15 protein-coding genes, 1 other RNA gene and 1 pseudogene are annotated in these 22,987 nt (G+C 72.3%); 7 read left to right on the forward strand and 10 right to left on the reverse strand.

Going from position 1 to position 22,987, the window contains the following annotated elements:
* Positions 1-132 precede the first annotated feature (132 nt).
* Positions 133-453, forward strand: a pseudogene (locus ACZ4WQ_RS44035) (ATP-grasp peptide maturase system methyltransferase); the annotation flags it as partial.
* 22 nt (positions 454-475) lie between these two features.
* On the opposite strand, the gene ACZ4WQ_RS44040 reads toward ACZ4WQ_RS44035, so the two are convergent.
* From ACZ4WQ_RS44040 to ftsE, 6 genes are all read right to left on the reverse strand, one after another.
* Positions 476-1,528 (reverse strand): right-handed parallel beta-helix repeat-containing protein, encoded by a 1,053-nt coding sequence (locus ACZ4WQ_RS44040; RefSeq protein ID WP_398368861.1) that lies wholly within the window; start codon positions 1,526-1,528, stop codon positions 476-478.
* 180 nt (positions 1,529-1,708) lie between these two features.
* Positions 1,709-2,078: a transfer-messenger RNA gene (ssrA, locus tag ACZ4WQ_RS44045) on the reverse strand.
* Positions 2,079-2,175: 97 nt separating this feature from the next.
* On the reverse strand, positions 2,176-2,655 hold the full coding sequence (gene smpB / locus ACZ4WQ_RS44050) for an SsrA-binding protein SmpB (protein ID WP_311727413.1): 480 nt from the start codon (positions 2,653-2,655) through the stop codon (positions 2,176-2,178).
* An 18-nt stretch (positions 2,656-2,673) separates the two neighbouring features.
* The gene (locus tag ACZ4WQ_RS44055) at positions 2,674-3,876 is read right to left on the reverse strand and encodes a S41 family peptidase (RefSeq protein ID WP_468022882.1); all 1,203 of its coding nucleotides are present in this window, start codon (positions 3,874-3,876) and stop codon (positions 2,674-2,676) included.
* 68 nt (positions 3,877-3,944) lie between these two features.
* Positions 3,945-4,856 carry a permease-like cell division protein FtsX gene (gene ftsX / locus ACZ4WQ_RS44060; protein WP_311727415.1) on the reverse strand — a complete coding sequence of 304 codons (912 nt, stop codon included), beginning with the start codon at positions 4,854-4,856 and terminating at the stop codon, positions 3,945-3,947.
* 9 nt (positions 4,857-4,865) lie between these two features.
* The gene (gene ftsE, locus ACZ4WQ_RS44065) at positions 4,866-5,555 is read right to left on the reverse strand and encodes a cell division ATP-binding protein FtsE (RefSeq protein WP_311727417.1); all 690 of its coding nucleotides are present in this window, start codon (positions 5,553-5,555) and stop codon (positions 4,866-4,868) included.
* 329 nt (positions 5,556-5,884) lie between these two features.
* Here ftsE and ACZ4WQ_RS44070 point away from each other — a divergent pair, with 329 nt between their 5' ends.
* Positions 5,885-6,079 (forward strand): hypothetical protein, encoded by a 195-nt coding sequence (locus ACZ4WQ_RS44070; protein ID WP_311727419.1) that lies wholly within the window; start codon positions 5,885-5,887, stop codon positions 6,077-6,079.
* Between the two features lie 150 nt (positions 6,080-6,229).
* Here the strand turns inward: ACZ4WQ_RS44070 and ACZ4WQ_RS44075 are convergent, their stop codons facing one another.
* From ACZ4WQ_RS44075 to ACZ4WQ_RS44090, 4 genes are all read right to left on the reverse strand, one after another.
* Complete coding sequence (locus ACZ4WQ_RS44075; protein ID WP_398368855.1) at positions 6,230-6,892, reverse strand: LPXTG cell wall anchor domain-containing protein; 663 nt, start codon at positions 6,890-6,892, stop codon at positions 6,230-6,232.
* Between the two features lie 408 nt (positions 6,893-7,300).
* Positions 7,301-8,407, reverse strand: a complete 1,107-nt coding sequence (gene prfB / locus ACZ4WQ_RS44080; RefSeq protein WP_311727421.1) for a peptide chain release factor 2 — start codon at positions 8,405-8,407, stop codon at positions 7,301-7,303.
* 61 nt (positions 8,408-8,468) lie between these two features.
* On the reverse strand, positions 8,469-9,797 hold the full coding sequence (locus ACZ4WQ_RS44085; protein WP_385340241.1) for a serine/threonine-protein kinase: 1,329 nt from the start codon (positions 9,795-9,797) through the stop codon (positions 8,469-8,471).
* A 309-nt stretch (positions 9,798-10,106) separates the two neighbouring features.
* Complete coding sequence (locus tag ACZ4WQ_RS44090; RefSeq protein WP_398370465.1) at positions 10,107-11,852, reverse strand: serine/threonine-protein kinase; 1,746 nt, start codon at positions 11,850-11,852, stop codon at positions 10,107-10,109.
* 529 nt (positions 11,853-12,381) lie between these two features.
* On the opposite strand from ACZ4WQ_RS44090, the gene ACZ4WQ_RS44095 reads away from it, so the two are divergent.
* From ACZ4WQ_RS44095 to ACZ4WQ_RS44115, 5 genes are all read left to right on the forward strand, one after another.
* Positions 12,382-16,479: an FHA domain-containing protein gene (locus ACZ4WQ_RS44095; protein ID WP_468022883.1), complete on the forward strand. Its 4,098-nt coding sequence runs from the start codon at positions 12,382-12,384 to the stop codon at positions 16,477-16,479.
* 323 nt (positions 16,480-16,802) lie between these two features.
* Positions 16,803-18,170 (forward strand): ABC transporter substrate-binding protein, encoded by a 1,368-nt coding sequence (locus ACZ4WQ_RS44100; protein WP_311727426.1) that lies wholly within the window; start codon positions 16,803-16,805, stop codon positions 18,168-18,170.
* A 24-nt stretch (positions 18,171-18,194) separates the two neighbouring features.
* Entirely contained in the window at positions 18,195-19,571 is a 1,377-nt protein-coding gene (locus ACZ4WQ_RS44105; protein WP_398368850.1) for a carbohydrate ABC transporter permease, read from the forward strand.
* Positions 19,568-20,449 (forward strand): carbohydrate ABC transporter permease, encoded by an 882-nt coding sequence (locus tag ACZ4WQ_RS44110; protein WP_311727429.1) that lies wholly within the window; start codon positions 19,568-19,570, stop codon positions 20,447-20,449. The genes ACZ4WQ_RS44105 and ACZ4WQ_RS44110 overlap by 4 nt, the downstream gene beginning before the upstream one ends.
* A 210-nt stretch (positions 20,450-20,659) precedes the next feature.
* Positions 20,660-22,912 carry a bifunctional glycosyltransferase/CDP-glycerol:glycerophosphate glycerophosphotransferase gene (locus tag ACZ4WQ_RS44115; protein WP_398368847.1) on the forward strand — a complete coding sequence of 751 codons (2,253 nt, stop codon included), beginning with the start codon at positions 20,660-20,662 and terminating at the stop codon, positions 22,910-22,912.
* The last annotated feature ends 75 nt before the right edge of the window (positions 22,913-22,987 follow it).

Consider the following 22,987-nt stretch of genomic DNA (forward strand, 5'->3'; position numbering starts at 1 on the left):
AGCGAGTTTGGTTAGTTTTTTACATCCCTACCCCCGTTGGATTCGGCGTGTCGTCGTCTCAAACTCACCACAAGTCCATGCCTCCAATCGGGAGCGACCCGGCGACGGGGCCGTCCAGCCCCAGCCGAGAACGACGACGGCACGGCCGAGGGGCTGATCATCGGGGAATCGTCGTTCATGCAGGCCCGCTCCCAGGCCGCCACACCGCTCGCCGGGGACCTGTCGGCGCGCACCGCCTACGCCGACAGCGAGCGCGAGGCGAAGGTGCCGCCGACACTGCTGGAGCAGTGGATGCCCGCCTTCCTCGCCCAACTCGCCGCGCCCGGCGCCCAGCGCTGGCAGGACGCCGGACGCCTGGACATCAGCACTGTGCGGCTCCGCGTCACCCCCCACACCCACACGTACTGGATCGGCGACGGGCCCGCGCTGTGCTGGGAACACCGCCTCACCTGAGTTCCGCGCCGACCGAGGTCCCTTACCAGGGCCGTGAGGTCACATACCGGTTCCCGCCGCCGCTCTTCACCGGCGCCGGGCTGCAGCCGCCCAGGTTGGCGTTGGTGGGGGCGTCATGTCCCCACATCAGGATCTTGATCGGCTTGACCTTGCCCTGTTTGGCCGAGCCGAACTTCTTTCCGTAGTACGAGGTTCGGCCGACCACGTTGTTCTTGAAGACGTTTCCCCTGCCGCAGGCCTCCCCGCTGAACCGCCAGTCGCTGAAGATCGCGTACGTCCCGGCCCGCCAGAACTTGTTGCCGCTGACGGTGTTGTTCTTGCTGTTGTTCCTGGTCCGGATCGGATCACCCGAGACATAGCCGAACCGGTTGCCGGAGATGACGCTGGAGTTGGTGGCGTTGGCGAGATAGACGCCGTGGATGGCGCCTGGGCTGCTCCTGTTCTCCAAGTAATAGAACTTGTTCCCGGTGATCTTGACCTTGGAGGAGCTGGTGATGTGGACGCCCCCGTAGCCGATGCCGCCGGAGCTGTGTTTGTTGCCGAGGTACCGGAACGTGTTTCCCTTGATGGTGACGTTGTTCACCCGGTCTCCCGACCCGCCGCGGATCCGGATGCCGCCGTTGGTGTAGCGCTGGATCGTCCGGCCCGAGACGGTGATGTTGCTGTTGGCCGACGTGATCGTCATGTAGTAGCCGGACGCCGCCGCGGCCCGGTTTCCCCGCGAGCCGTCGAAGACGACTTTCCCCGTGCCCGGCACCGCCGCGAACGTCAGATCGCCGCCCGGTGGGTCATAGGACCAGTTGATCTCCTTCTCGGGGTAGTACGTGCCACCGGGGGTGAGGATCCTGGCGTTGATCGCACCCTTGCTCCTGAGAATCCGCTCGGCCTCTTCGAACGAGGCGACGGCGTCGCCGGCCGTCCGCCCGCTGCGGGCACGGGCTTCCCCGGCAGGCACATCGGGGTCCACGTACACGGTGATCTCCTCCGGGGCCGCGGCTCCCGCCGGGGCCGCCGCCATCGCACCTCCCCCCGCCAGGAGTGCGAGGATGAGCGCGGGAACACCGGACTTCCGCATGATCGAATCCTTCCTCGTGCCGTCTGCCGTACGCGACCACGATGTGTGGAAGGCATTGCCGCAACCTGGCGAAAACCTTGAATCGGCTGATCAGCAGTCCAGCGCCCCTTTCGGGGCGCGCCGGAACGCGACGAGGGCCCCGCGGTCGGTTGACCGCGGGGCCCTCGTCGTACATGGGATGAGTGGAGATGGCGGGAATCGAACCCGCGTCCAACGGTGTGGAACCAGGACTTCTCCGAGCGCAGTCCGCTGTGATTTTCTCAGCCCCGGAGATCACGCGGACAAGTCTCCGACGGGCTCAGCCACTGTTTGATTTCCCACCAGGCCCCGTGGCCGGGTCTAGTGGTTTAGTCCCCTAGCTGATGCCAGGATCCGGGTCGGGAACAGCCCCGGGCTGACACTTCGCAAGTCGCTACTTAGGCAGCGAGGGCGAAGGAATCGCGCTTGGTGTTGGCGATTATTGGTTTCGGCATATGGTTAACGAGATCATTGCCGCTTCCTCGGCTCGCTTCCCCTGCTTCGACAGCCGCTGTCGAAACCGATCATCCCCATGTGGTGTTATCAAGGTGGTGCCACACTCCCCTGAAGGGGTGTGCAGCCTCATCGTACGGGAACAACGCACGGCAGTGCCAGCGTATTCCCGCCGGTCAGGCCCGCTGCCGCCGCCGCGCCGCGGAGATCGCCCGGTCGGACTCGCGCCGGTCCTGCTTCTCGCGCAGGGTCTGCCGCTTGTCGTACTCCTTCTTGCCCTTGGCCAGGGCGATCTCGACCTTGGCCCGGCCGTCCTTGAAGTACAGCGCCAGCGGGACCAGCGTGTGCCCGGTCTCCTGCGTCTTGCCGATCAGCTTGTCGATCTCCGCGCGGTGCAGCAGCAGCTTCCGCTTGCGGCGAGCGGCATGGTTGGTCCACGTCCCCTGGCTGTACTCCGGAATGTGCACGTTGTGCAGCCACGCCTCGCCGCCGTCGAGCTGCGCGAAGCCGTCCACCAGTGAGGCCCGGCCCTGCCGCAGCGACTTGACCTCGGTGCCGGTCAGCACCAGACCGCACTCGTACGTGTCCAGAATGTGGTAGTCGTGTCGCGCCTTCTTGTTCTGCGCGATCAGCTTGCGCCCCGTCTCTTTAGCCATAGCCCGGCCATTCTCGCACTAAGCCCCGCCTCCGAGGCCACTCAATACTGTCCGCGCGCGCGTTTCGGCGCCCCGCGAGTCGTCGTCGCCGACGGACAGGTCGGGGGTGATCCCCTTGCCGTCGACGCTACGCCCCGCGGGGGTGCGGTAGTGGCCGACGGTGAGCTCGGCGACCGAGCCGTCGGGGAGCTCGCTGGGCATCTGGACGGACCCCTTGCCGAAGGTCCGGGAGCCGACGACCACGGCCCGGCGGCGGTCCTGAAGCGCGCCGGTGAGCATCTCGGCGGCGCTCATGGTGCCGCCGTCGACGAGGACGACGAGGGGGGAGTCGGTGTCGCCGCCCCGGTGGGCCTCCAGCACCCGCTGTTCCCCCCGGACGTCGTAGGTGGCGATCAGGCCGCCGTCCAGGAAGGAGGAGGCGGTGGTGGCGGCCTCGGAGACCAGGCCGCCGGAGTTGCCGCGCAGGTCGAGCAGGATCCCCTCGCCCTCGGGGATGGCCCGCACCGCGCGGCGGACCCGCTCGCCCGCGCCTCTGGTGAAGGCGTCGACCTTGATCCGGACGGCGGCGGGGTGCTGGTCGGTGAGGCGGTCGACGGTCACCGGTTCGGTGGCCAGCCGCGCCCGCCACAGGGTCTGCCGCCAGCTGTGCTCGCCGCGCCGCAGCCCGACCTCGACCCGGCTGCCCACGGTGTCGTCCGCGCCACCGCGCAGCCAGGAGACCACCTCGGTGACCGGGCGGCCGGTCGCCGACCGGCCGTCCACGGCGCGCAGCCGGTCGCCGGCCCGGATCCCGGCCTTCTGGGCGGGGCTGCCGGGCTGGACGCGGTCCACCTCGATCGCCCCGCCCCGCCCCGCGCGGGCGGAGATCCCCACGCCCACGTACTCGCCGTCCAGATTCCGGCGGAAGCCCTCGTACTCGCGGGCGCTGTAGACCGCGCCCCATCGGTCGCCGCTGCGGCTGACCACCTCCCGGGCGGCCTCGGAGCCGGACTCGCCGTCCTCCTCGGCCTCCGCCGCGGCCGCCTTGACCTCGGCGCTCTCGACGGTGCTCGACACGGAGCGGGACGGTATCCGGGCGGCGGCCGGGTCCCGGCCGTCCTCGGCCTCGGCGCCCCAGGAGCCGACGGCGGCCCCGGTGGCCAGCACACTCACAAACACCACAGTCAGGGTTGCCCCACGGCGAATGCGGCGGGGCCGGACGAACAAACACGGGCCCGACATGCCGGTGAGTGTAGGGCAACGCGGGGCGCCGCACCGGGGGTTGTGAGGTACGGCGCCCTGGACGAATGTCACACCTTGAGGTACTTGCGGAGCGCGAAGAACGCCGCGAGGGCGGGCATCAGCAGCCCGATCGCCAGCACCAGCGGCAGCTTGGCCAGCACCGCGTCGCCGCCGATGAAGTTGATCACCTTGATCTGGCCGGCCAGCCAGTTCTTGACCAGGAAGTAGTAGCCGCCCACCAGCAGCACACAGGCGAAACCCGCGCCCAGCAGGCCCGCGAGGGCCGCCTCCAGGATGAACGGCATCTGGATGTAGAAGCTGGACGCGCCGACCAGCCGCATGATCCCGGTCTCCCGGCGGCGGGAGAAGGCCGACACCCGCACCGTGTTGACGATCAGCATCAGCGCGACGATCAGCATCAGCGACATCACCCCCAGCGCCGCGTAGTTCATGCCGTTGAGGAGGTTGAAGAGGTCGTCGACCACTTCCTTCTGGTCCTGCACCTCCTGCACCCCGGGGCGGCCGGCGAAGGCGGTGGTGATCACCTTGTACTTCTCGGGGTCCTTGAGCTTGATCCGGAAGGACTCCTGCATCTGGTCCGCGGTCAGCGAGGCGGCCAGCGGCGAGTCGGCGAACTCCTCCTGGTAGTGCTCGAACGCCTCTTTCGACGTCTCGAAATCGACGCTCTCGACGATGCTCATCTGCTTGAGCTCGGAGCGGATCTCGGCCTTCTGCGCGTCGGTGACCTCGCCCTTCGAGCAGTTGGGCGTGGTCTCCTTGTCCTGCTTGTTGCACAGGAAGATGGAGACGTTGACCTTGTCGTACCAGTAACCCTTCATCGTGCTCACCTGCTCGCGCATGAGCAGGGACCCACCGAACAGGGCGAGCGAGAGCGCGACGGAGACGATCACCGCGAAGGTCATGGTCAGATTGCGGCGGAGACCGACGCCGATCTCCGACAGGACGAACTGGGCGCGCATGGCGTCCTTTCAGTGCTGGTAGCCGTAAACGCCGCGGGACTGGTCGCGCACGAGACGGCCCTTTTCAAGTTCGATCACACGCTTGCGCATCTGGTCGACGATCTGCTGATCGTGCGTGGCCATCACGACCGTGGTCCCGGTCCGGTTGATCCGGTCCAGCAGCTTCATGATGCCGACGGAAGTCTGCGGGTCCAGGTTTCCGGTCGGCTCGTCGGCGATCAGCAGCATCGGCCGGTTGACGAACGCGCGGGCGATGGCGACCCGCTGCTGCTCACCACCGGAGAGCTCCCCGGGCATGCGGTCCTGCTTTCCGCCCAGTCCCACCAGGTCCAGCACCTCGGGGACGGTCTTACGGATGGCAGCGCGCGGCTTGCCGATCACCTCCAGTGCGAAGGCCACATTCTCGCCCACCGTCTTGTTGGGGAGCAGCCGGAAGTCCTGGAAGACCGTGCCCAGCTGGCGGCGCATCTGCGGCACCTTCCAGTTGGAGAGCCTCGCAAGGTCCTTGCCCAGCACATGGACCGCGCCGTGGCTGGCCCGCTCCTCACGCAGCAACAGACGGAGAAAGGTGGATTTACCCGACCCCGAGGAGCCCACCAAGAAGACGAACTCCCCCTTCTCGATCTCGAGCGAAACATCCCGGAGTGCAGGACGGTTCTGCTTGGGGTAGGTCTTGGTTACGTTGTCGAATCGGATCACTGAAGCACCACGGTCGACCTGGATAGGGGTACGGGTGGCCGCTCGGCGGCTCCCGTCGGTGTGCGTGACCATACGCGAACCGCGCACGACCTCGCAGTCGCCGTTCGGGGTTGGTGCGCTGATTCACGGCACTATTGGGGGCAAACGGTTGACAACCCTCCCGCTGAGCTGTCCGAAACAGCTACGGAACCGGTACGGATGCGGTACGGAACCGTGCGGGGCGCGCCGAACCGGGCGGAAGCTGGCACAGTGGAAGGGGAACCAACACATTTTCCAGAGCGTTGGCCCCGTGTCTACTGCGGCATCGCCGCGCGGGAGGAGAAGAGCGCATGACGTATGACAGGCTTGTCTGCGCCAACTGCGCGAGCCCCGTCAGCGAGGGCCGCTGCCCGGTCTGCCGGGCCAGCAGAGAGCGCATGCAGCAGGAGGGCCCGTTCGGCGGGGTGACGCCGGCCGCCCTGATAGCGCTGCTGGTCGCGCTGATCGCCGTGGCCCTGCTCGCCCACCAGGTGGCCGCGGCATAACGGATCGTAGCGACTCGCGCGGCGCGTCTCACACTGTGTGACGGCCGCGTGGTTGTGGCGTGCCCGAGAAGCCGTGTGCCGAACAACACAGACACGCACGAGGGGCCCGGAGTGACGCCGCACTCCGGGCCCCTGGTGTGTGTGATCCGATCAGGCCACGGTGTTGCGGTTGACCAGACGCGGCATGAGGCGGAAGCCGATGCCGCCCGCGATCATCGTCGCGGCGCCGATCAGCAGGAAGGTGGTCTCGGAGGCACCGGTCTCGGCCAGCTCCTCCTTGGGCTTGCTCTGCTCGACCGGCTTGGCGCCGGCGCTGTCGGTGTCGGTGTTGTCCTGGCAGTCGGTGCCGTCGAGCTCCACCGTGCAGGTGTTGGAGTCGTCGCTGCCGCCACCGCCACCGCCGTTGCCGCCGGGCGACTGGGTCGGCTCGGGCGTCGGCTTGCCGGTCGGCTTACCGGTCGGCTCACCGGTGGGCTCGCCCGTCGGGTCGCTCGTGGGCGGGGTGGTGGTCGGGTCGTCCGTCGGGTCGCTCGTCGGCGGATTCGTGGTCGGGTCGTCCGTCGGGTCGCTCGTGGGCGGGTTGGTCGTCGGGTCGTCCGTCGGCTCGGGGATCGACGTCGGGTCGTCGGTCGGGTCCCCGGTCGGGTCCTCGGTCGGGTCGTCCGCGCCGACGGTGACCGAAGCCTCCACGCCGCCGATACCGACGTCGATGCCCACGGCCGATGCGGCACCGGCCGCCGTCAGCGACGCGCCCGCGGCGATCACGGCGCCGGCCGCGATCCGCGCGACGCGCAGCCGCGTCTTCTTCGTCATCTGCCTGCTACCCCCAGTAGCTGTACTCGTCGATGGAGCAGCTATGCACGGAACAACGCTCTGCGGGGAGTTCTGATCCACGGGACCGGCCAGACAAGGCGATCCGCACGCCCCCCATTCACACGCGCCCCAGCACATACGCATGCCGCGCGTCAGCTTTCCCACTTTTCATATGACCGTCAAGGTCATTGCGCACAAGATGTCCGCTATGGAGGTGGTTGGCGGATGCATGGGTACAGGACTGTGACCAATTGACGGTCAAGCCAGGGACGAACGGCCGTCAGGCGGCGGGCGAAGGGGAAGCGCGGCGAGGAGGGTTACTTCTGCTGCTCCTGCTGCTTGCGCCAGCGGATCCCCGCTTCGAGGCTGTGTTTGTCGTTTCTCTCGCAGGGGATCCGCACGGTCGAGTTACTTCTGCTGCTGCTTGCGCCAGCGGATCCCCGCTTCGAGAAATCCGTCCAGCTCGCCGTCGAGGACCGCCTGGGGGTTGCCGACCTCGTACTCCGTCCGCAGGTCCTTGACCATCTGGTACGGGTGGAGGACGTACGAACGCATCTGGTTGCCCCAGGAATTGCCGCCGTCGCCCTTGAGCGCGTCCATCCTGGCCTGCTCCTCCTGGCGGCGCCGCTCGAGCAGCTTGGCCTGGAGCACGTTCATCGCGGTCGCCTTGTTCTGGATCTGCGAGCGCTCGTTCTGGCAGGAGACCACGATGCCGGTCGGGATGTGGGTCAAGCGCACCGCGGAGTCCGTGGTGTTGACGCCCTGGCCGCCGGGGCCCGAGGAGCGGTAGACGTCGACGCGCAGCTCGGACTCGTCGATCTCGATGTGGTCGGTCTGCTCGACCACGGGCAGCACCTCGACGCCCGCGAAGGACGTCTGACGGCGGCCCTGGTTGTCGAACGGCGAGATGCGCACCAGACGGTGGGTGCCCTGCTCGACGGAGAGGGTGCCGTACGCGTACGGGATCTGGACGGCGAAGGTGGTCGACTTGATGCCGGCCTCTTCCGCGTACGACGTCTCGTAAACCTCGGTCTTGTAGCCATGGCGCTCGGCCCAGCGCAGATACATCCGCTGGAGCTGCTCGGCGAAGTCCGCGGCGTCCACGCCACCCGCCTCGGCCCGGATGTTGACGAGCGCCTCACGGGAGTCGTACTCGCCGGACAGGAGGGTGCGCACCTCCATCTCGTCGACCGCCTTGCGCACCGACTCCAGCTCGGCGGCGGCCTCGGCGCGGGCGTCGGCGTCGTCCTCGGCGTCGGCGAGCTCGAAGAGCACTTCGAGGTCGTCGATGCGGCCGCGGAGCTCCTCCGCCCTGCGCAGGTGGCCCTGGAGATAGGACAGCTTGCTGGTGATCTTCTGCGCGCTCTCCGGGTCGTCCCACAGGGAGGGGGCCGCCGCCTGCTCCTCGAGCACGGCGATGTCGGCCCTCATCTTGTCGAGGTCCAGGACGGCCTCGATCGACCCCATGGTCGAGGAGAGGGACTTCAGCTCTTCGGATACATCGACGACTGCCACGGGACCAGCGTAACCGGACGGGCGGGCGACCGGGCCCACGGGCGCCCGACCGCCCCGGTCCTCAGCGGCTGCCGGAGTCCGCCGGGGCCGAGTGCTCGCCGCCCTTCGGCTGCTCCTCGCTCTCGTCGCCGCCGGAGGCGAGCCAGCCGCCGATCCCCACCGCGGCCAGCAGCGCGCCCGCGACCACGGCGAGCCTGACCCGGCGGCGGCGCACCGCCTCCGACACCGGCCGGTTGCGGGCCGAGCCCGCGCGGCGCTGGCCGCTGACCCGGGGGGCGCGCGCCGTGCCGTGCGGGCCCCCGGCGAGCTCGTCCGCGCTGGGCACCCGCATGCTGGTGTGCGTCTCGCGGCTGGAGTCGGGCACCGCCCCGGGCACCAGCGGCACCGCGCCGCGGCGCCGCTGCGGCTTCTCGGCGGCCGGGACGCGGCGCGGGGTCGGCGCCTCGTCGTACCGGCCCTCCGGCTCGGCCCCGGACTCGTCGGGCTCGTCGATGTCCAGCGGCGGGTAGCCGGCCAGCGACGGCAGCACCTCGCGCAGCCGGGCCGCCAGCTCGGAGGCGCGCAGCCGGGAGGCGGGCGCCTTGGCGAGGCACTGGACCAGCAGCTGCCACAGCTCGTCGGGGATGCCGGGCAGCGGCGCGACGGTCTCCGTCACATGGCGGCGCAGGATCGCGCCGGGGTGGCCGCCGCCGAAGGGGGTGAAGCCCGCCAGGAGCTCGTACAGGACCGTGGCGAGGGCGTACACATCGACGCTCGCCCGCGGCGGCAGCCCCTCGACGATCTCGGGGGCGAGATAGTCCGGGGTGCCTATCACGCTGCGCGGGTTCGGCGAGCGTCCCTGGGCGCCGCCCTGCGGGCGTCCCTGGGCGGTGCCCTGCGAGCGCGCCCGGCGCGGCGCGTCCACCAGGCGGGCCACGCCGAAGTCGGTCAGCAGGGCCGGGTGGGAGCCGCCGGGTCCCAGCGGGCCCTGCATGTCCAGCAGGACGTTCTCCGGCTTGACGTCGCGGTGCACGATCCCGGCCGCGTGGGCCGCGGCCAGGGCGTCGGCGATGTCCGCCGCGATGGCGACGGCCGCCTCGGGGGCCAGCCGCCGCTCGCGGTCGAGCCGGGTGCGCAGGTCGGTGCCGCGCACCAGGTCCATGACCAGGGCCAGGTCGTTGCCGTCGACGACGAGGTCGCGCACGCCGACCACCCGGGGGTGGTCCAGGCTCAGCAGCGCGGTGCGCTCCTGGACGAAGCGGCCGACGAGCTCCTGGTCGGAGGAGAGTTCCTCGTGCAGCAGCTTGATGGCGACCGGGCCCTCGGGACCCTCGCCCAGCCACACCGTCCCGGCACTGCCGCGGCCAAGGACCTGGTTGGCGGTGTACCGGCTGCCGATCTTCCGTGACAAGACTGCTCCGAATCCTTCGACAGGGGGCACGTTGGCGACAAAGCTACGCGGCTACCGGCGCGTTGGGTGCCATGGACAGCGCCAACTGTCACTTCTGTGCGGAAAACACCCCTCGGATGTCGACAAATCCCCTTAGTCGCGAGGGGCGTTGGCGGCCGCGGCCCGCCGAGGGTGGGCACGGGGCGGCCGAGCAGCTCGGACCGCCCCGGGGCGGCCGGGGGCGCCCCGGAAGCGGCTGAGGGCGCCCCGGCCTGCCGGGGCGCCCGGGCAGAGCGCGGGGCCGTCAGGGGCGGCCGGCGGCGCCGGGGATCAGCTGGGGCCGCCGAGGCCGGCGATCCAGTCCTTCACGTCGGTGATCCAGCCGGTGACCGCGTCCCAGTAGCTCTTGCCCTCGGCGATCCAGTCCTTGAGCGGGGTCAGCTCCCAGACCAGCCAGGAACCCACGATCAGGATCACGATCACGAACAGACAGCCCTTGAGGCACCCCATGCCGGGGATCTTCATCGGGCTGGAGCTGCGCTGCCGGGGCTGGCGCGGCTCGGGCTGCTGCGGCTGCGGGGGCGGCGCGTAGTGCTGGGGCTGCGGCTGCTGGGGGTGGTGCGGCGCCGGGGCGTAGCCCTGGGGCTGCTGCTGGGCGTACGGCTGCGGCTGCTGCTGACGCCGCTGCTGCCGGCGCGGCGGCTGCTGGGGCGGCTGCTGGGGCTGGTATTGCTGCGGCTGGTACTGCTGGGGCTGCTGATACTGCTGCGGCGGCTGCGGAGCGGGGCGGCGCTGCGGGCGGCGGCGCAGCGGGTCCTCGCTCGGGTCGAGGTACTGGACCTGCGTCTGGTCGTTGCGGTCCCGCGCCGCGCGCAGCTGGCTCTGCCAGGGGTGCGGCTGGTCGTCTCCCGGGCCCTGGCCGCCGGGCGGCACGGGCGGCATCGCGCGGGTCGGGTCGGCGCCGCCGGCCGGGCCGGAGCCCGCGGGCAGCACCTGGGTGGGGTCGGCGCTCGGGCCGCCCCCGGGGCCGCCGGTCTGCGGCAGCACGCTGGTGGCCGCCGCGGGGTCGTACCCGCCGGCGCCGGGGCCCGCGTTGGACGGCAGCACCTGGGTCGGGTCGGCGGCACCCGCGGGGTCGGTGTCGGGCACCGGGGCGGGCGCCGGGTCCGGGGCGAGCAGCGCGCCAACGCCGAGTGCGGCCTCGGCCTGCGCGGGCGAGGCGTGCACCCCGACGCCCGCGGCGACCACGCGCAGCGCGCGGGCCAGGTTCTCGGCGCTGGGCCGGTCCTCCGGGCTCTTGCGCAGACAGCGCTCTATGACCGTCCACAGCGGCTCGGGCACGGTGGTGGGGCGGCGCGGCTCCTCGCTCAGATGCCGGTGCAGCACCTCGAGCGCGGTGTTGCCCGCGAACGGCGGACGGCCGGTGACCAGCTCGTACAGCATGATCCCGGCGCCGTAGATGTCCACCGCGGAGGTCTGCGGGCGGCCCTCGGCGGACTCCGGCGCCACATAGGCGGGCGTGCCGACGAACTCATGGGTGCGGGTGAGGCCGGGCGAGTCCGCGAGGCGCGCGATGCCGAAGTCGGTCAGCATCGGGTGCATCTCCTCGCCCTCGCCCGTGCCGGCCAGCAGCACGTTGGCGGGTTTGAGGTCGCGGTGCACCACGCCGTCCGCGTGGCTGGCGGCGAGCGCGTCGGCGATCTGCGCCATCAGCAGGGCGCCGGCCACGGGGGTGAACGGGCCGTTGCCACGCAGGTAGTTGTGCAGGTCCGGGCCGTCGATCAGGTCCATGACCAGGGCGAGCAGATCACCCTCGACGACCAGGTCGCGGGTGCGCACGATGTTGGGGTGGGTGAGCCGGAGCAGCACGGAGCGCTCGCGCAGAAAGCGCATCACGATCTCCGCGTCGTTCGCGAGCTCCTCCTTGAGGACCTTGATCGCGACGGTCTCGCCGGGCTGACCGGCCACGGCGGCCTCGGAGCCCGCCGCCTCCCGCTGGCGGGCTCGCCAGACGGTGCCCGTGGCTCCGCGTCCGAGCGGCTCCTCGAGCAGGTACTTGCTGCCTACCGGCCGCACGTCATGCGCTCCCTGGTCGTGGTCCATGTTGTTTGCGTTGTTTGCGTTGTCCGCGTCCTGCCGACTGCTGGTTCGCGTCGCCGGCATCGCCTGCGTCCGCCCCACTGTAGTGGGGCCCTGTGACATGCCGCAGTGATCTCCGTACGAGCCGCGCATGCACCGCGGACGTGCCGCGCGCATGGCTCGGAGTGCTCAGCTTGCCGAGAAGACGCACGATCCGGACAGATGGTTGCCAAGCGCCGGAACGATCTACGCCGTCTGGCGACAGAAGGACACCTACTCCGATCACAATCGACCAGTTTCGGCCAGTCAGTCGAGCAATCAAGATCACGAAAGGGCGGTCGCCGGGCGGGATGTCCGCGGCAAGTGCGAGGATGCACGCAGCACGGAAGCGGCGGGGAGCCTGGGGGGACCCGCGCGCCGTGCCCGTACACCCGTACGGACCTTGTACGTGCCGACGCGCCTGGGGGCGGTGGGGGAAGCGGCAGCCCCTGCCCGGCCCCTCGGAGAGAAGGGACCGTTGACGGCTATGCAGATTCGGCTGACCGTCCTCGGGCCGCGCAGCGCCCACCCGGGCCGTCCGGGCCAGCCCGCGCCCGGCCACGTCCACGCCGGGCCCTGCGCCGTGGACGTGCTGATCACCGCCCCGGCCGGCACGGCCCTCGCCTCGGTGACCGGCGGCCTGGCCGCCGCCCTCGCCGCCGCCGGCTGCGACACGGGCGGCGGCAGCGGCGCCGCCGTGCTGTACGCGGGGGCGGAGCGGCTCGACGCACAGCGCTGCGCCCTCGGCGAGCCGCCCCTGGTGGACGGCGCGGTCCTGGCGCTCAACACCCCCGCCGACCCCGATCGCTACCCCGGCTACCCGGGCCTGCCGGAGGCCGCCGCGCCGGACGCGGCCGTCCGGCTCGACGTGGTGGCCGGGCCCGACGCGGGCGGCGTCCATCTGCTGCACGGCGGCCAGGTCCGCATCGGCCGCTCCGCCGAGGCGGACGTCCCCCTCGACGACCCCGACGTCTCCCGCATCCACTGCGCGGTGACGGTCGCCGACGACGGCCGGGTCACCATCGCCGACCTCGGCTCGACCAACGGCACCGCGGTCGACGGCGCCCCCGTCGGCCCCCGCGCCGTCCCCCTGCCGCCCGAGGCCCTGCTGCGCATCGGCGAGTCCGCCCTCCGGCTGCGCGCCCCGGGCCCCTCCACCGCACCGCCGGAGCGCCTCCCGGCCCACCCGGACGGCGAGGGCCATCTGCGGGTCACCCCCCAGCCCCCGGCGCCGCCCTCCCCCGGCCCCGCCCCGGCCGCCACCACCACGGGCCAGGGCGACTGGCTCCCGGGCGGGGGCCCGGCCGCGCGGCGCGGGGGCGTCCCCCAGGTGCCGGAGGACCACGGCTCGACGGCGGCGTACGGCGAGCCGTACGCCGACCAGGGCAGCCGGAACCACGCCGGGCACCCCGCGCCGGGCGGCGCCCCGGCCGCGCGCGGCGCGGGAGGCGGGTGGCGCGCCGACGACCACGCCCTGCCGGGGACGGACGAGAACCCGACGCACTACGGCGCCTCCGGGTTGAGCCAGGGGCCCTGGGCCGCCACCGGCGCGGCCGGCGCGGGTGCGGCGTGGGCGGAGGACGCTCCGGGGCACGGCCGGGCCGACGAACCGGCGCGGCCGGGCGCGGGAGCCCCCGGCGGACCGGCAGCGGGCGGCGGCGCGGACCATACGCACGCGGGAGCACCCGGCGGGCAGCCGGGCGGGCTTCCGGGCGGCTATGACGTGGCCGGGGCACAGGTGCGGCGCCGGGGCGGGATAGGCGCCTGGGCGCGGCGGCTGGCCTCGGGGCTCGGCGCCGGTGAGCGGGACGAGGCGGACGGCGCGGAGCCGGGCGGCGATGTCGCCGGGCAGGCCGCCGCCGAAGCCGCCGCGCTGCACCGGCGGTGGCCCGATCCCGCCGCCGTGCTGATGACGGCGCTCGGCCCGGGCCCGCGCCTGTGGGAGCGCGACCCGGCGCACCCGGACGCGCTGACCGTGCGGCTGGGGTCGACCGACCGGCCCGCCGTGGGCGGCGGACTGCTGCCCGTCGCGCCCGTGACCGTCGATCTGCGGGAGGCGGGCTCGCTGGGCCTGGCCGGCCCGCGCGCCCGGCTGGCCGGGCTCGCCCGCTCCGTCGTCGCGCAGCTGGCGGCGCTGCACTCGCCCACCGCGCTGGAGATCGTCCTGGTCAGCACGGACCACCGGCGCGCCGTCGCGGAGCGGCTCGCGGAGTGGTCGTGGCTCGGCTGGCTGCCCCATGCGCAGCCGCTGCGCGGGCAGGACTGCCGGCTGCTGCTGGCCTTCGACCCGGAGCAGGCCACGGCCCGTACGAACGAGCTGGTGCGGCGGCTGGAGGACGGCCGGCCGGGGCCGGGCTGGGCCACCGCGTCCCCGGCGGCCGTGGCCGCCGCCGCGGCCCGGCACTCCGGCCCGTACACGCTGGTCGTCGTGGACGGCGACCCCGGCCCGGCGGCGCTGCGCGAGACGCTCGCGGCCCTGGCACTGGGCGGCCCGGCGGGCGGCGTCCATCTGCTGTCCCTGGTGGAGGCGCCCGCCGCCTCTCCCACGTCCCCGCTGCCGGCGAGCTATGGGGCGGCCCGTTCCGCGTCCCCGGTGTTCGCCGCGTGCGGGGTGGCGGCGCTGCTCAGCGGCGATGTCGCCACGGGGCTCCAGATCGTGCGCCGCGGCGGCCAGGACGGGGCCGCGGGCGCGGTGGCGACCGTGGACGCGGTGTCGGCGGCGTGGGCCGAGCGGTTCGCGCGGGCCCTGGCGCCCCTGCGCCCGGCCGACTCCGCGGTGGACGGCGGCGGCTCCGGCCGCGCGGCGGCCGCTCCGCTGCCGCGTACGTCGCGGCTGCTGGACGAGTTGGGGCTGGCCCGGGCCACGCCCGCGTCCCTGCTGGCGCGTTGGGCGGCCGCGGCCGACGAGGTCCCGGCCGGCGGCCAGGCCCTGGCCGTGCTCGGCGCGGGCCCGCGCGGCCCGCTCGTCGTCGACCTGGTGGCCGACGGCCCGCATCTGCTGATCGGCGGCGGGCCCGGCACCGGCAAGACCGAGCTGCTGCGGTCGCTCGCCGCCTCGCTCGCGGCCGCCGAGCGCCCGGACCGCCTCGGGCTCGTGCTCGTCGACGGCGGGGGCGCGGAGCGCGGCGAGGGGCTGCGGGTGTGCACGGACCTGCCGCAGGTCTCGACGTATCTGGCGGCCTCCGACCCGGTGCGGATGCGGGAGTTCGCCCAGGCGCTCAGCTCGGAGCTCAAGCAGCGCGCGGAGCTGCTGGGCGACCAGGACTTCGTCACCTGGCACGCCCAGCGCCCCGCCACGCCCGCCTGGACCACGGGCGGCGACGCGGGGAGCGTGGGCGTGAGCGCCGCCTCGGCGCGGAGCGCGGGCGGCGTCGGCGCGCAGCGGCCCGGCGGCGCGCGCCCGAGCACCGCGGCGGACCCCGCCGCGGGCGGCGGTACGGCCAGGCGCCCCGACACCCCGGACCGGAGCACGGGCGAGCGTCCGAGCACCGGCGACGCCTCGGCCCGCGGTGCGGGCGGACGTGCGGGAATCGGCAACGACGGCAGTACGGCCCACCGCCCGGACGCCCCGGACCGGAGCACGGGCTACGCCCCCGTGCGCGGGGCGGGCGAGCGTCCGAGCACCGACGGCGGCACGGCCCGCCACTCCGACGCCGAGGCCCGGAACGCGGGCTACGCGCCGGGACGCGGCACAGGCGCGCGTCCGAGCGTCGACGACACCTCAGCCCGCGGCGCGAGCAGTCGCGCGGGCGGCGGCACGTACGCGGGCACCGACGGCGGCGGAGGCGAGGGCGGTCGTACAGCCGTGAGTGACGCCTCGGCCGCCCGGGGCATGAGCGGCGGCAGCGGACACGCGGACTCGCCGGGTACCGGCGGCACCCCGGCGGGGGACGTGAGCGGCGCGCGGGTGGTCGCGCCGCGGCGGGCGGGGGATCTCGACGCCCCCGCCTCCGGCAGCACCCTGCGGCTGCGGACGACCCAACCCGGCAGGGAAGACGCGGCAGCGGCCGCGCTGCCCCGGCTCGTCGTCCTCGTCGACGACTTCGACGCACTGGTCGCCCCCGCCCTGGGCAGCACCGGCCGGCCGGCAGCCGGGTCGGTCGTCCGGGCGCTGGAGGCGGTCGCCCGCGACGGCGCGCGCCTGGGGGTGCATCTGATCGCCGCCTCCGGCCGCCCGGACCGTACGGCGGACACGGCGGCGGCCGAGCGGGCCGGGCTGTGGATCACCCTGGAGGCCCGCCCGCTGTCGCCCTCGGCGCCCGGAGCGCTCACCGGCTCCGGCGCCGACTCGGGCGCCGGCTCCGGGGCGGCGGAGGCGGCCATCGGCCGCGGGCAGCTGCACCGGCGGCGCGACGACAGCGCGCCCACGCCGTTCCAGGCGGGCCGGGTGACCGGGCGGATACCTCGTACGGCGACGCAGCGCCCCACCGTGGTGGCGGTGGACTGGGAGCGCGTGGGCGACCCGCCCGCCCGGCGCCCGGTGCGGGAGCTGGGCAACGGGCCCACGGACCTGGCCCTGCTCGCCAGCGCGCTCCAGCGCGCGGCGCAGTCGGCGGGCGCCCCCACCGCGCCCGCGCTCATCTGACCCAGCCGGGAGACCCCAACCGGAGACCTCAGCCGGAGACCCCAGCCGGGAGACCCCAGCCGGGAGACCCCAGCCGGACAACCCATTCGTCCGGCCCGCTCGCCGGGCTCCCGCCTTCCGACCCGTCCGGCTTTCGGATCGATCTTCCCATCCTCCTGTCTGACCGCCCTGCCCCGTTCCCTCCTGACTGTTCATCACGGCCCGGTCACAATCGGAGAGTTACCGCAGAAAACGGTATTGCGACGGACCGTGACCGGGCGTAGGACTGTCCGCACGGGATACGGCCGCAGCGGGGGAACGGCCGATTTGGGAGGAAAACGGGGATGCTCACACCGCTTCGCACGAAGCGCAGCAAGCGTTCGACACGAGCCGCACTGGCCCTCTGTTCGGCGGGGGCACTACTGCTCACCGTCGCGGGCTGCGGCACCGATGACGGGGAGGGGGCCGGCGGCAGCCCGCCGCCCGTGACCGTGAAGCTGCCCAATCTCAAGGGCAAGCAGCTCGAGGTCACGGCCGTATGGACGGGCACCGAACAGAAGAACTTCACCAAGGTGCTCAAGGAGTTCGAGAAACGCACCGGCGCCAAGGTGGCGTTCGTGCCGAGCGGCGACGACATGGCCGGCTTCGTCGGCTCGAAGATGGCGGGCGGCCAGCCGCCCGACGTGGCGCTGGTCGGGCAGGTCGGCGTCTTGCGCGAGTTCGCCCAGAAGGGCTGGGCCAAGCCGGTCAACGACGCCACCAAGGCGGAGCTGGCCAAGAACTTCTCGAAGGGCTGGCAGGAGCTCGGCTCGTACAAGGGCAAGCAGTACGGCGTCTACTTCAAGGTCAGCAACAAGTCGCTGATCTGGTACAACACCTCGGCGTTCGAGTACGCGGGCGCCAAAGAGGCGAAGACCTGGAAGGAATTCCTCGCCCAGGCGCAGCTGATCTCCGACTCCGGCACCGACCCGGTCTCGGTCGGCGGCGCGGACGGCTGGACGCTCACCGACTGGTTCGAGAACGTCTATCTGTCCCAGGCGGGGCCGGAGAAGTACGACCTGCTCGCCGAGCACAAGATCAAGTGGACCGATCCCTCGGTGAAGCAGGCGCTCACGACGCTGGCCGAGCTGTGGGGCGCCAAGGGGCTGCTCGCGGGGGGCAGGTCGGGCGCGCTCCAGACGGCGTTCCCGGATTCGGTCGTCAAGGCCTTCGCCAACGCCGCCGAGCCGGACGCCGCGATGGTCTTCGAGGGTGACTTCGCCGCGGCCAACGTCTCCGACGCGGGGGCGAAGCTGGGCTCGGAGGCGAAGGTCTTCCCGTTCCCGGCGGTGGGTGAGACCGCCCCGGTGGTCACCGGCGGCGATGTGGCCGTGGCGCTGAAGGACAGCGAGGCCTCGCAGGCGCTGCTGACCTTCCTGGCCTCGCCCGACGCCGCGCACATCTGGGCCGAGGCGGGGGGCTTCATCTCGGCGAACAGGAAGCTCGACACCAACGCCTACCCCAATGAGCCGCTGCGCAAGATCGCCAAGGCGGTGATAGCGGCGGGCGACAACTTCCGCTTCGACATGTCGGACCAGGCCCCGGCCTCGTTCGGCGGCAAGCCGGCCCAGGGCGAGTGGAAAGCGCTCCAGGACTTCCTGAAGAACCCCAAGGACGTCGAGGGCACTCAGCGCCAGCTGGAACGTGACGCCGCCAAGGCATACGGGAACTGACGACGCGACCGGGAGATCCACATCATGTCGACCGCGACAGCGGGCGGCGCGGCAGAACCGGGCCGCGTAACGCCTGTGCAGGCGAACAATAAGGACGAGAAGAACAAGAAGAAGAAAAGCATCACGGGCACCCGGCTCTGGGTGGCGGGGATCTTCCTGCTGCCCGCGCTGGTGCTGCTCGGCGCGCTCGTCGTCTACCCGATCGGCTACTCCGTCTACCGCAGTCTTTTCGACGCGTCGGGCGACGGGTTCGTCGGGCTGGACAACTACCACGAGATGTTCAGCGACGACGCGACGATGACGGCGATCAAGAACAACATCATCTGGGTCATCGTCGCCCCCTCCGTGGCCACCGCCCTGGGTCTGATCTTCGCCGTGCTCACCGAGCGCGTGCGCTGGGGCACGGCCTTCAAGCTGGTCGTCTTCATGCCGATGGCGATCTCCATGCTGGCGGCGGGCATCATCTTCCGGCTGGTGTACGAGGCCGACCCGGACCGGGGCGTGGCCAACGCCATCTGGGTGAGCGTGCACGACACGTTCAAGGAGTCGCCGCCCTTCCCCGGCGCCCACCCACGGCCCGACGCCGGGCTGACCGAGTCGTCGAACGGGTCGTTCACCACGGGCGCGACGGCGAAGGCGGGCACCCCCGTCTCGCTGCCGCTGGTCGGCGCCAAGCGCGGCGACGTGACCGGCGCGCAGGACGCCAAGGCCGCGAAGCCGGAGCCCGGGAAGGTCACCGGCACGGTCTGGTTCGACTTCACCAAGGGCGACCTCGGTGAGCACAACGTGCTCGACAAGGGCGAGAAGGCGCTCGCCGACGTCAAGATCGAGGCGGTCAAGGACGGCAAGGTCGTCGCCACGACCACGACCCGCGCCGACGGTACGTACACCCTCCCGGCCAAGGCGGACGGCGCCGAGCTGCGGCTGCCCGCCTGGAACTTCGGCCAGCCGTACAACGGGGTGGACTGGCTCGGCCCGTCGCTGGTCACCCCGGCGATCATCGGATCGTATGTATGGATCTGGGCCGGCTTCGCGATGGTGCTGATCGCGGCGGGGCTCGCGGGCGTGCCGCGCGAGCTGCTGGAGGCGGCGCGGATGGACGGCGCCAATGAGTGGCAGGTCTTCCGGCGGGTCACGGTGCCGCTGCTGGCGCCGGTGCTGTCGGTGGTCGCCGTCACCCTCATGATCAACGTTCTGAAGATCTTCGACCTGGTGTACATCATCGCGCCACAGACCAGCCAGGACGAGGCCAATGTGCTCGCCCTCCAGCTCTATCAGTCCTCCTTCGGGACCGATGTCAACCAGGGCGTCGGCAGCGCGATCGCCGTGTTCCTCCTGGTGTTCGTATTGCCCGTCATGTTCTTCAACATCCGCCGGATGCGAAGGGAGAGCCGCCGATGACCAGCGCGGACACGGTCGTAAAAGCCAAGCAGTCGCTCGCCGCGCGGATCGCGGCCCGGGCCGGCGGCGGGGTGATGCGGGTCTTCCTGATCCTCATCGGGCTGTTCTGGCTGATGCCCACGGTCGGGCTGCTGCTCTCCTCGCTGCGCGACCCCTCCGAGGTGGCCGTCTCGGGCTGGTGGAAGGTCTTCACCGACCCCGGTCAGCTCAGCTTCAGCGCGTATGACGATCTGCTGTCCAACCAGCAGATCACCGACTCGCTGTGGACCACCCTCGCGATCACCGTCCCGGCCACGGTCCTGGTGGTGGTGCTCGGGGCGCTGGCGGGCTACGCCTTCGCCTGGATGGACTTCCCCGGCCGCGACTGGTGGTTCCTGGTCGTCGTCGGCCTCCTGGTGGTCCCGGTGCAGGTCGCGCTGATCCCGGTGGCCAAGCTCTTCGGCGAGATCGGCATCTTCCAGACGACGACGGGCGTGGTGCTCTTCCACACCGCCTTCGGCCTGCCCTTCGCGATCTTCCTGCTGCGGAACTTCTTCGCGGAGATCCCGCGCGAGCTGCTGGAGGCGGCGCGGCTGGACGGGGCGGGCGAGCTGCGGCTGTTCGTACGGGTCGTGATGCCGCTGGGCGGGCCGGCCATCGCCTCGCTCGGCATCTTCCAGTTCCTGTGGGTGTGGAACGACATGCTGATCGCGCTGATCTTCGCGGACAGCGGCAACCCGCCCATCACGGTGGCGCTTCAGCAGCAGGTGAGGCAGTTCGGCAACAACATCGACATCCTGGGTCCTGGCGCCTTCATATCGATGGTGATCCCGCTGGCCGTCTTCTTCGCCTTCCAGCGGCAGTTCGTCGCCGGGGTGATGGCGGGCGCGGTGAAGTAGACCGAACCCACTGAGTCCCAGGCACTGAGCCACCACCACTGAGCCGGTCGGCCCGTCGAGGGCCGGCCGGCTCGGTGCTGTGCGCGCGGCGCCGCTGCGCCGAACGGGTTACTTTCCGTACCTCCCCGGCACGCGTCGCACCGCATTGTGCGTACGTTCCGATGATGCTGATAAACCACATCTGCGCCGCCTCAACCGATGGGATGCGCTTTGCCCCGGTTCAGCGTCATCGTGCCCGCGTACCAGGTCCAGCCCTACCTCCATGACTGTCTGCGCTCGGTGCTCACGCAGGACTTCACCGACTTCGAGCTGATCGCGGTCGACGACCGCTCGCCCGACGCCTGTGGGTCGATCATCGACGACGCCGCGACCCGGGATCCACGGGTGCGGCCGGTGCATCTGAAGGACAACGTGGGGCTGGGGCCCGCCCGTAACGCCGGGATGGAGCGGGCCGCCGGGGAGTATGTGCTGTTCCTCGACGGCGACGACACGCTCGCGCCCGGGGCGCTGCGGGCCATGGCCGAGCGGCTGACGGCGGCCGGTGAGCCGGAGGTGCTGCTGTTCGACTACGCGCGGGTGTACTGGACGGGGCGCGCGGTCCGGAACGTACGGGCGGAGCTGCTGCGCCAGAGCGGGCCCGCGACGTTCCGGCTGGACGACCGGCCCGAGCTGCTGCGGCTGCTGATGGTGGCGTGGAACAAGGCGTACCGGCGGGACTTCCTGGAGCGGGAGGGGTTCACCTTCCCGCCGGGCTACTACGAGGACACGCCCTGGACCTATCCGGTGCTGCTGACCGCCCGCTCGCTCGCCGTGCTGGACCGGGTGTGCGTGCACTACCGGCAGCGGCGGCGCGGCGGCATCCTGCGCACCGCCAGCCGCCGCCACCTGGATGTCTTCGACCAGTACGACCGGGTCTTCCGGTTTCTGGACAGCCGCCCGGACCTTTCCCACTGGCGGCCCGCGCTGTTCCAGCGGATGCTCGACCACCTCGCCGCCGTGTTCACCGCGCCCGGGCGGCTGCCGCGCGGGGCGCGCGCCGAGTTCTTCCGGCGGGCCGGGGCGCACCACCGCCGCTATCGGCCCGGCGGCGCGACCGGCCCGCCGGGGCGGGCCTGGTGGCGGGGGCTGCTGCTGCGCATCGGGGCCCGCCGGGTCTTCCAGTTCCTGCGCGGCGCCGACCGGATGCGGCGGCGGGCGGGAGAGCTGGGGGTGGCCGCGTACGCGGGGCTGCGCTCGGCGGCGCTGCGGGGGTACTACCGGCTCCAGCGGCTGCTCCCCCTGGACCGGCGGCTCGCCGTCTTCGCGGCGTACTGGCACAAGGGCTACGCCTGCAATCCGGCGGCGATCGAGGCCAAGCTCCGCGAGCTCGCGCCGCACATCCGCACCGCCTGGATCACCGGCCGCGAGTACGCGCACACCCTGCCGCCCGGCGTGCGCCGCCTGCACCCCGGCTCGCCCGCGTACTGGGCGGCGCTCGCCCGCGCCGGATACCTCGTCAACAACATCAACTTCACGCCCCGGCTGCGCAAGCGGCCCGGCCAGATCCACCTCCAGACCCACCACGGCACCCCGCTCAAGCACATGGGCCTGGATCTGCTCGACCGCCCGGCCGCCGCCCGCTCCACCGACTTCGGCGAACTGCTGGAGCGGGTGGACCGCTGGGACTACAGCCTCTCCGCCAACCGCCACTCCACCCTGGTGTGGGAGCGGGTCTATCCGTCCGGCTACGCCACGCTCGAGTACGGCTTTCCGCGCAACGACATCTTCCAGCGCGCCACCCCCGAGGACGTGGCGCGGCTACGGGAGCGGCTCGGCGTCCCGGAGGGCACCACGGCCGTGCTGTACGCGCCCACGCACCGCGACTACCAGCGCGGCTATCTGCCGCGCCTGGACCTGGAGCGGGTGGCCCGCGCGCTGGGGCCCGGCTTCACCTTCCTGGTGCGACCGCACTACTTCTACTCGGTGGCCGGCCCGGAGGGGGCGGGCGGCGGGCGGGTCGTCGACGTCTCGGTCCACCCCAGCGTGGAGGAGCTGTGCCTGGCCGCCGACGCGCTGCTCACCGACTACTCGTCGATCATGTTCGACTACGCCAACCTCGACCGGCCGATCGTCATCCACGCCGACGACTGGGACGCCTACCGCGCCGCCCGCGGCACGTACTTCGACATCACCACCGCCCCGCCCGGCCCGGTCACCCGCTCCGAGGACGAGCTGATCGACGTCTTCGCCACCGCCGCCTGGTGCGATCCGCGCCATGACGCGCGACGGGCCGGATTCCGGTCGCGGTACTGCCCGCACGACGACGGGCGGGCGGCCGAGCGCGTGGTGCGGCGGGTCTTCCTCGGCGAGCGCTCCGAGGCGCTGCCGCCCGTCGTCCCGCTCGCCGACCGCCGCCCCGCCCCCGCCGCGGGCCGGCCGGCCACGGCCCAAGCTCAAGCGGCCCAGGCCCAGGCGCCGCCGTGATCCGGGCGGCCGTCCGCGCGCGCCGGCCCCACCACCTCCCCTGATCCAGGCCCCCCCACACACACCAGGACCCAG

The sequence above is a fragment of the Streptomyces sp. NPDC028305 genome, assembly GCF_055569495.1.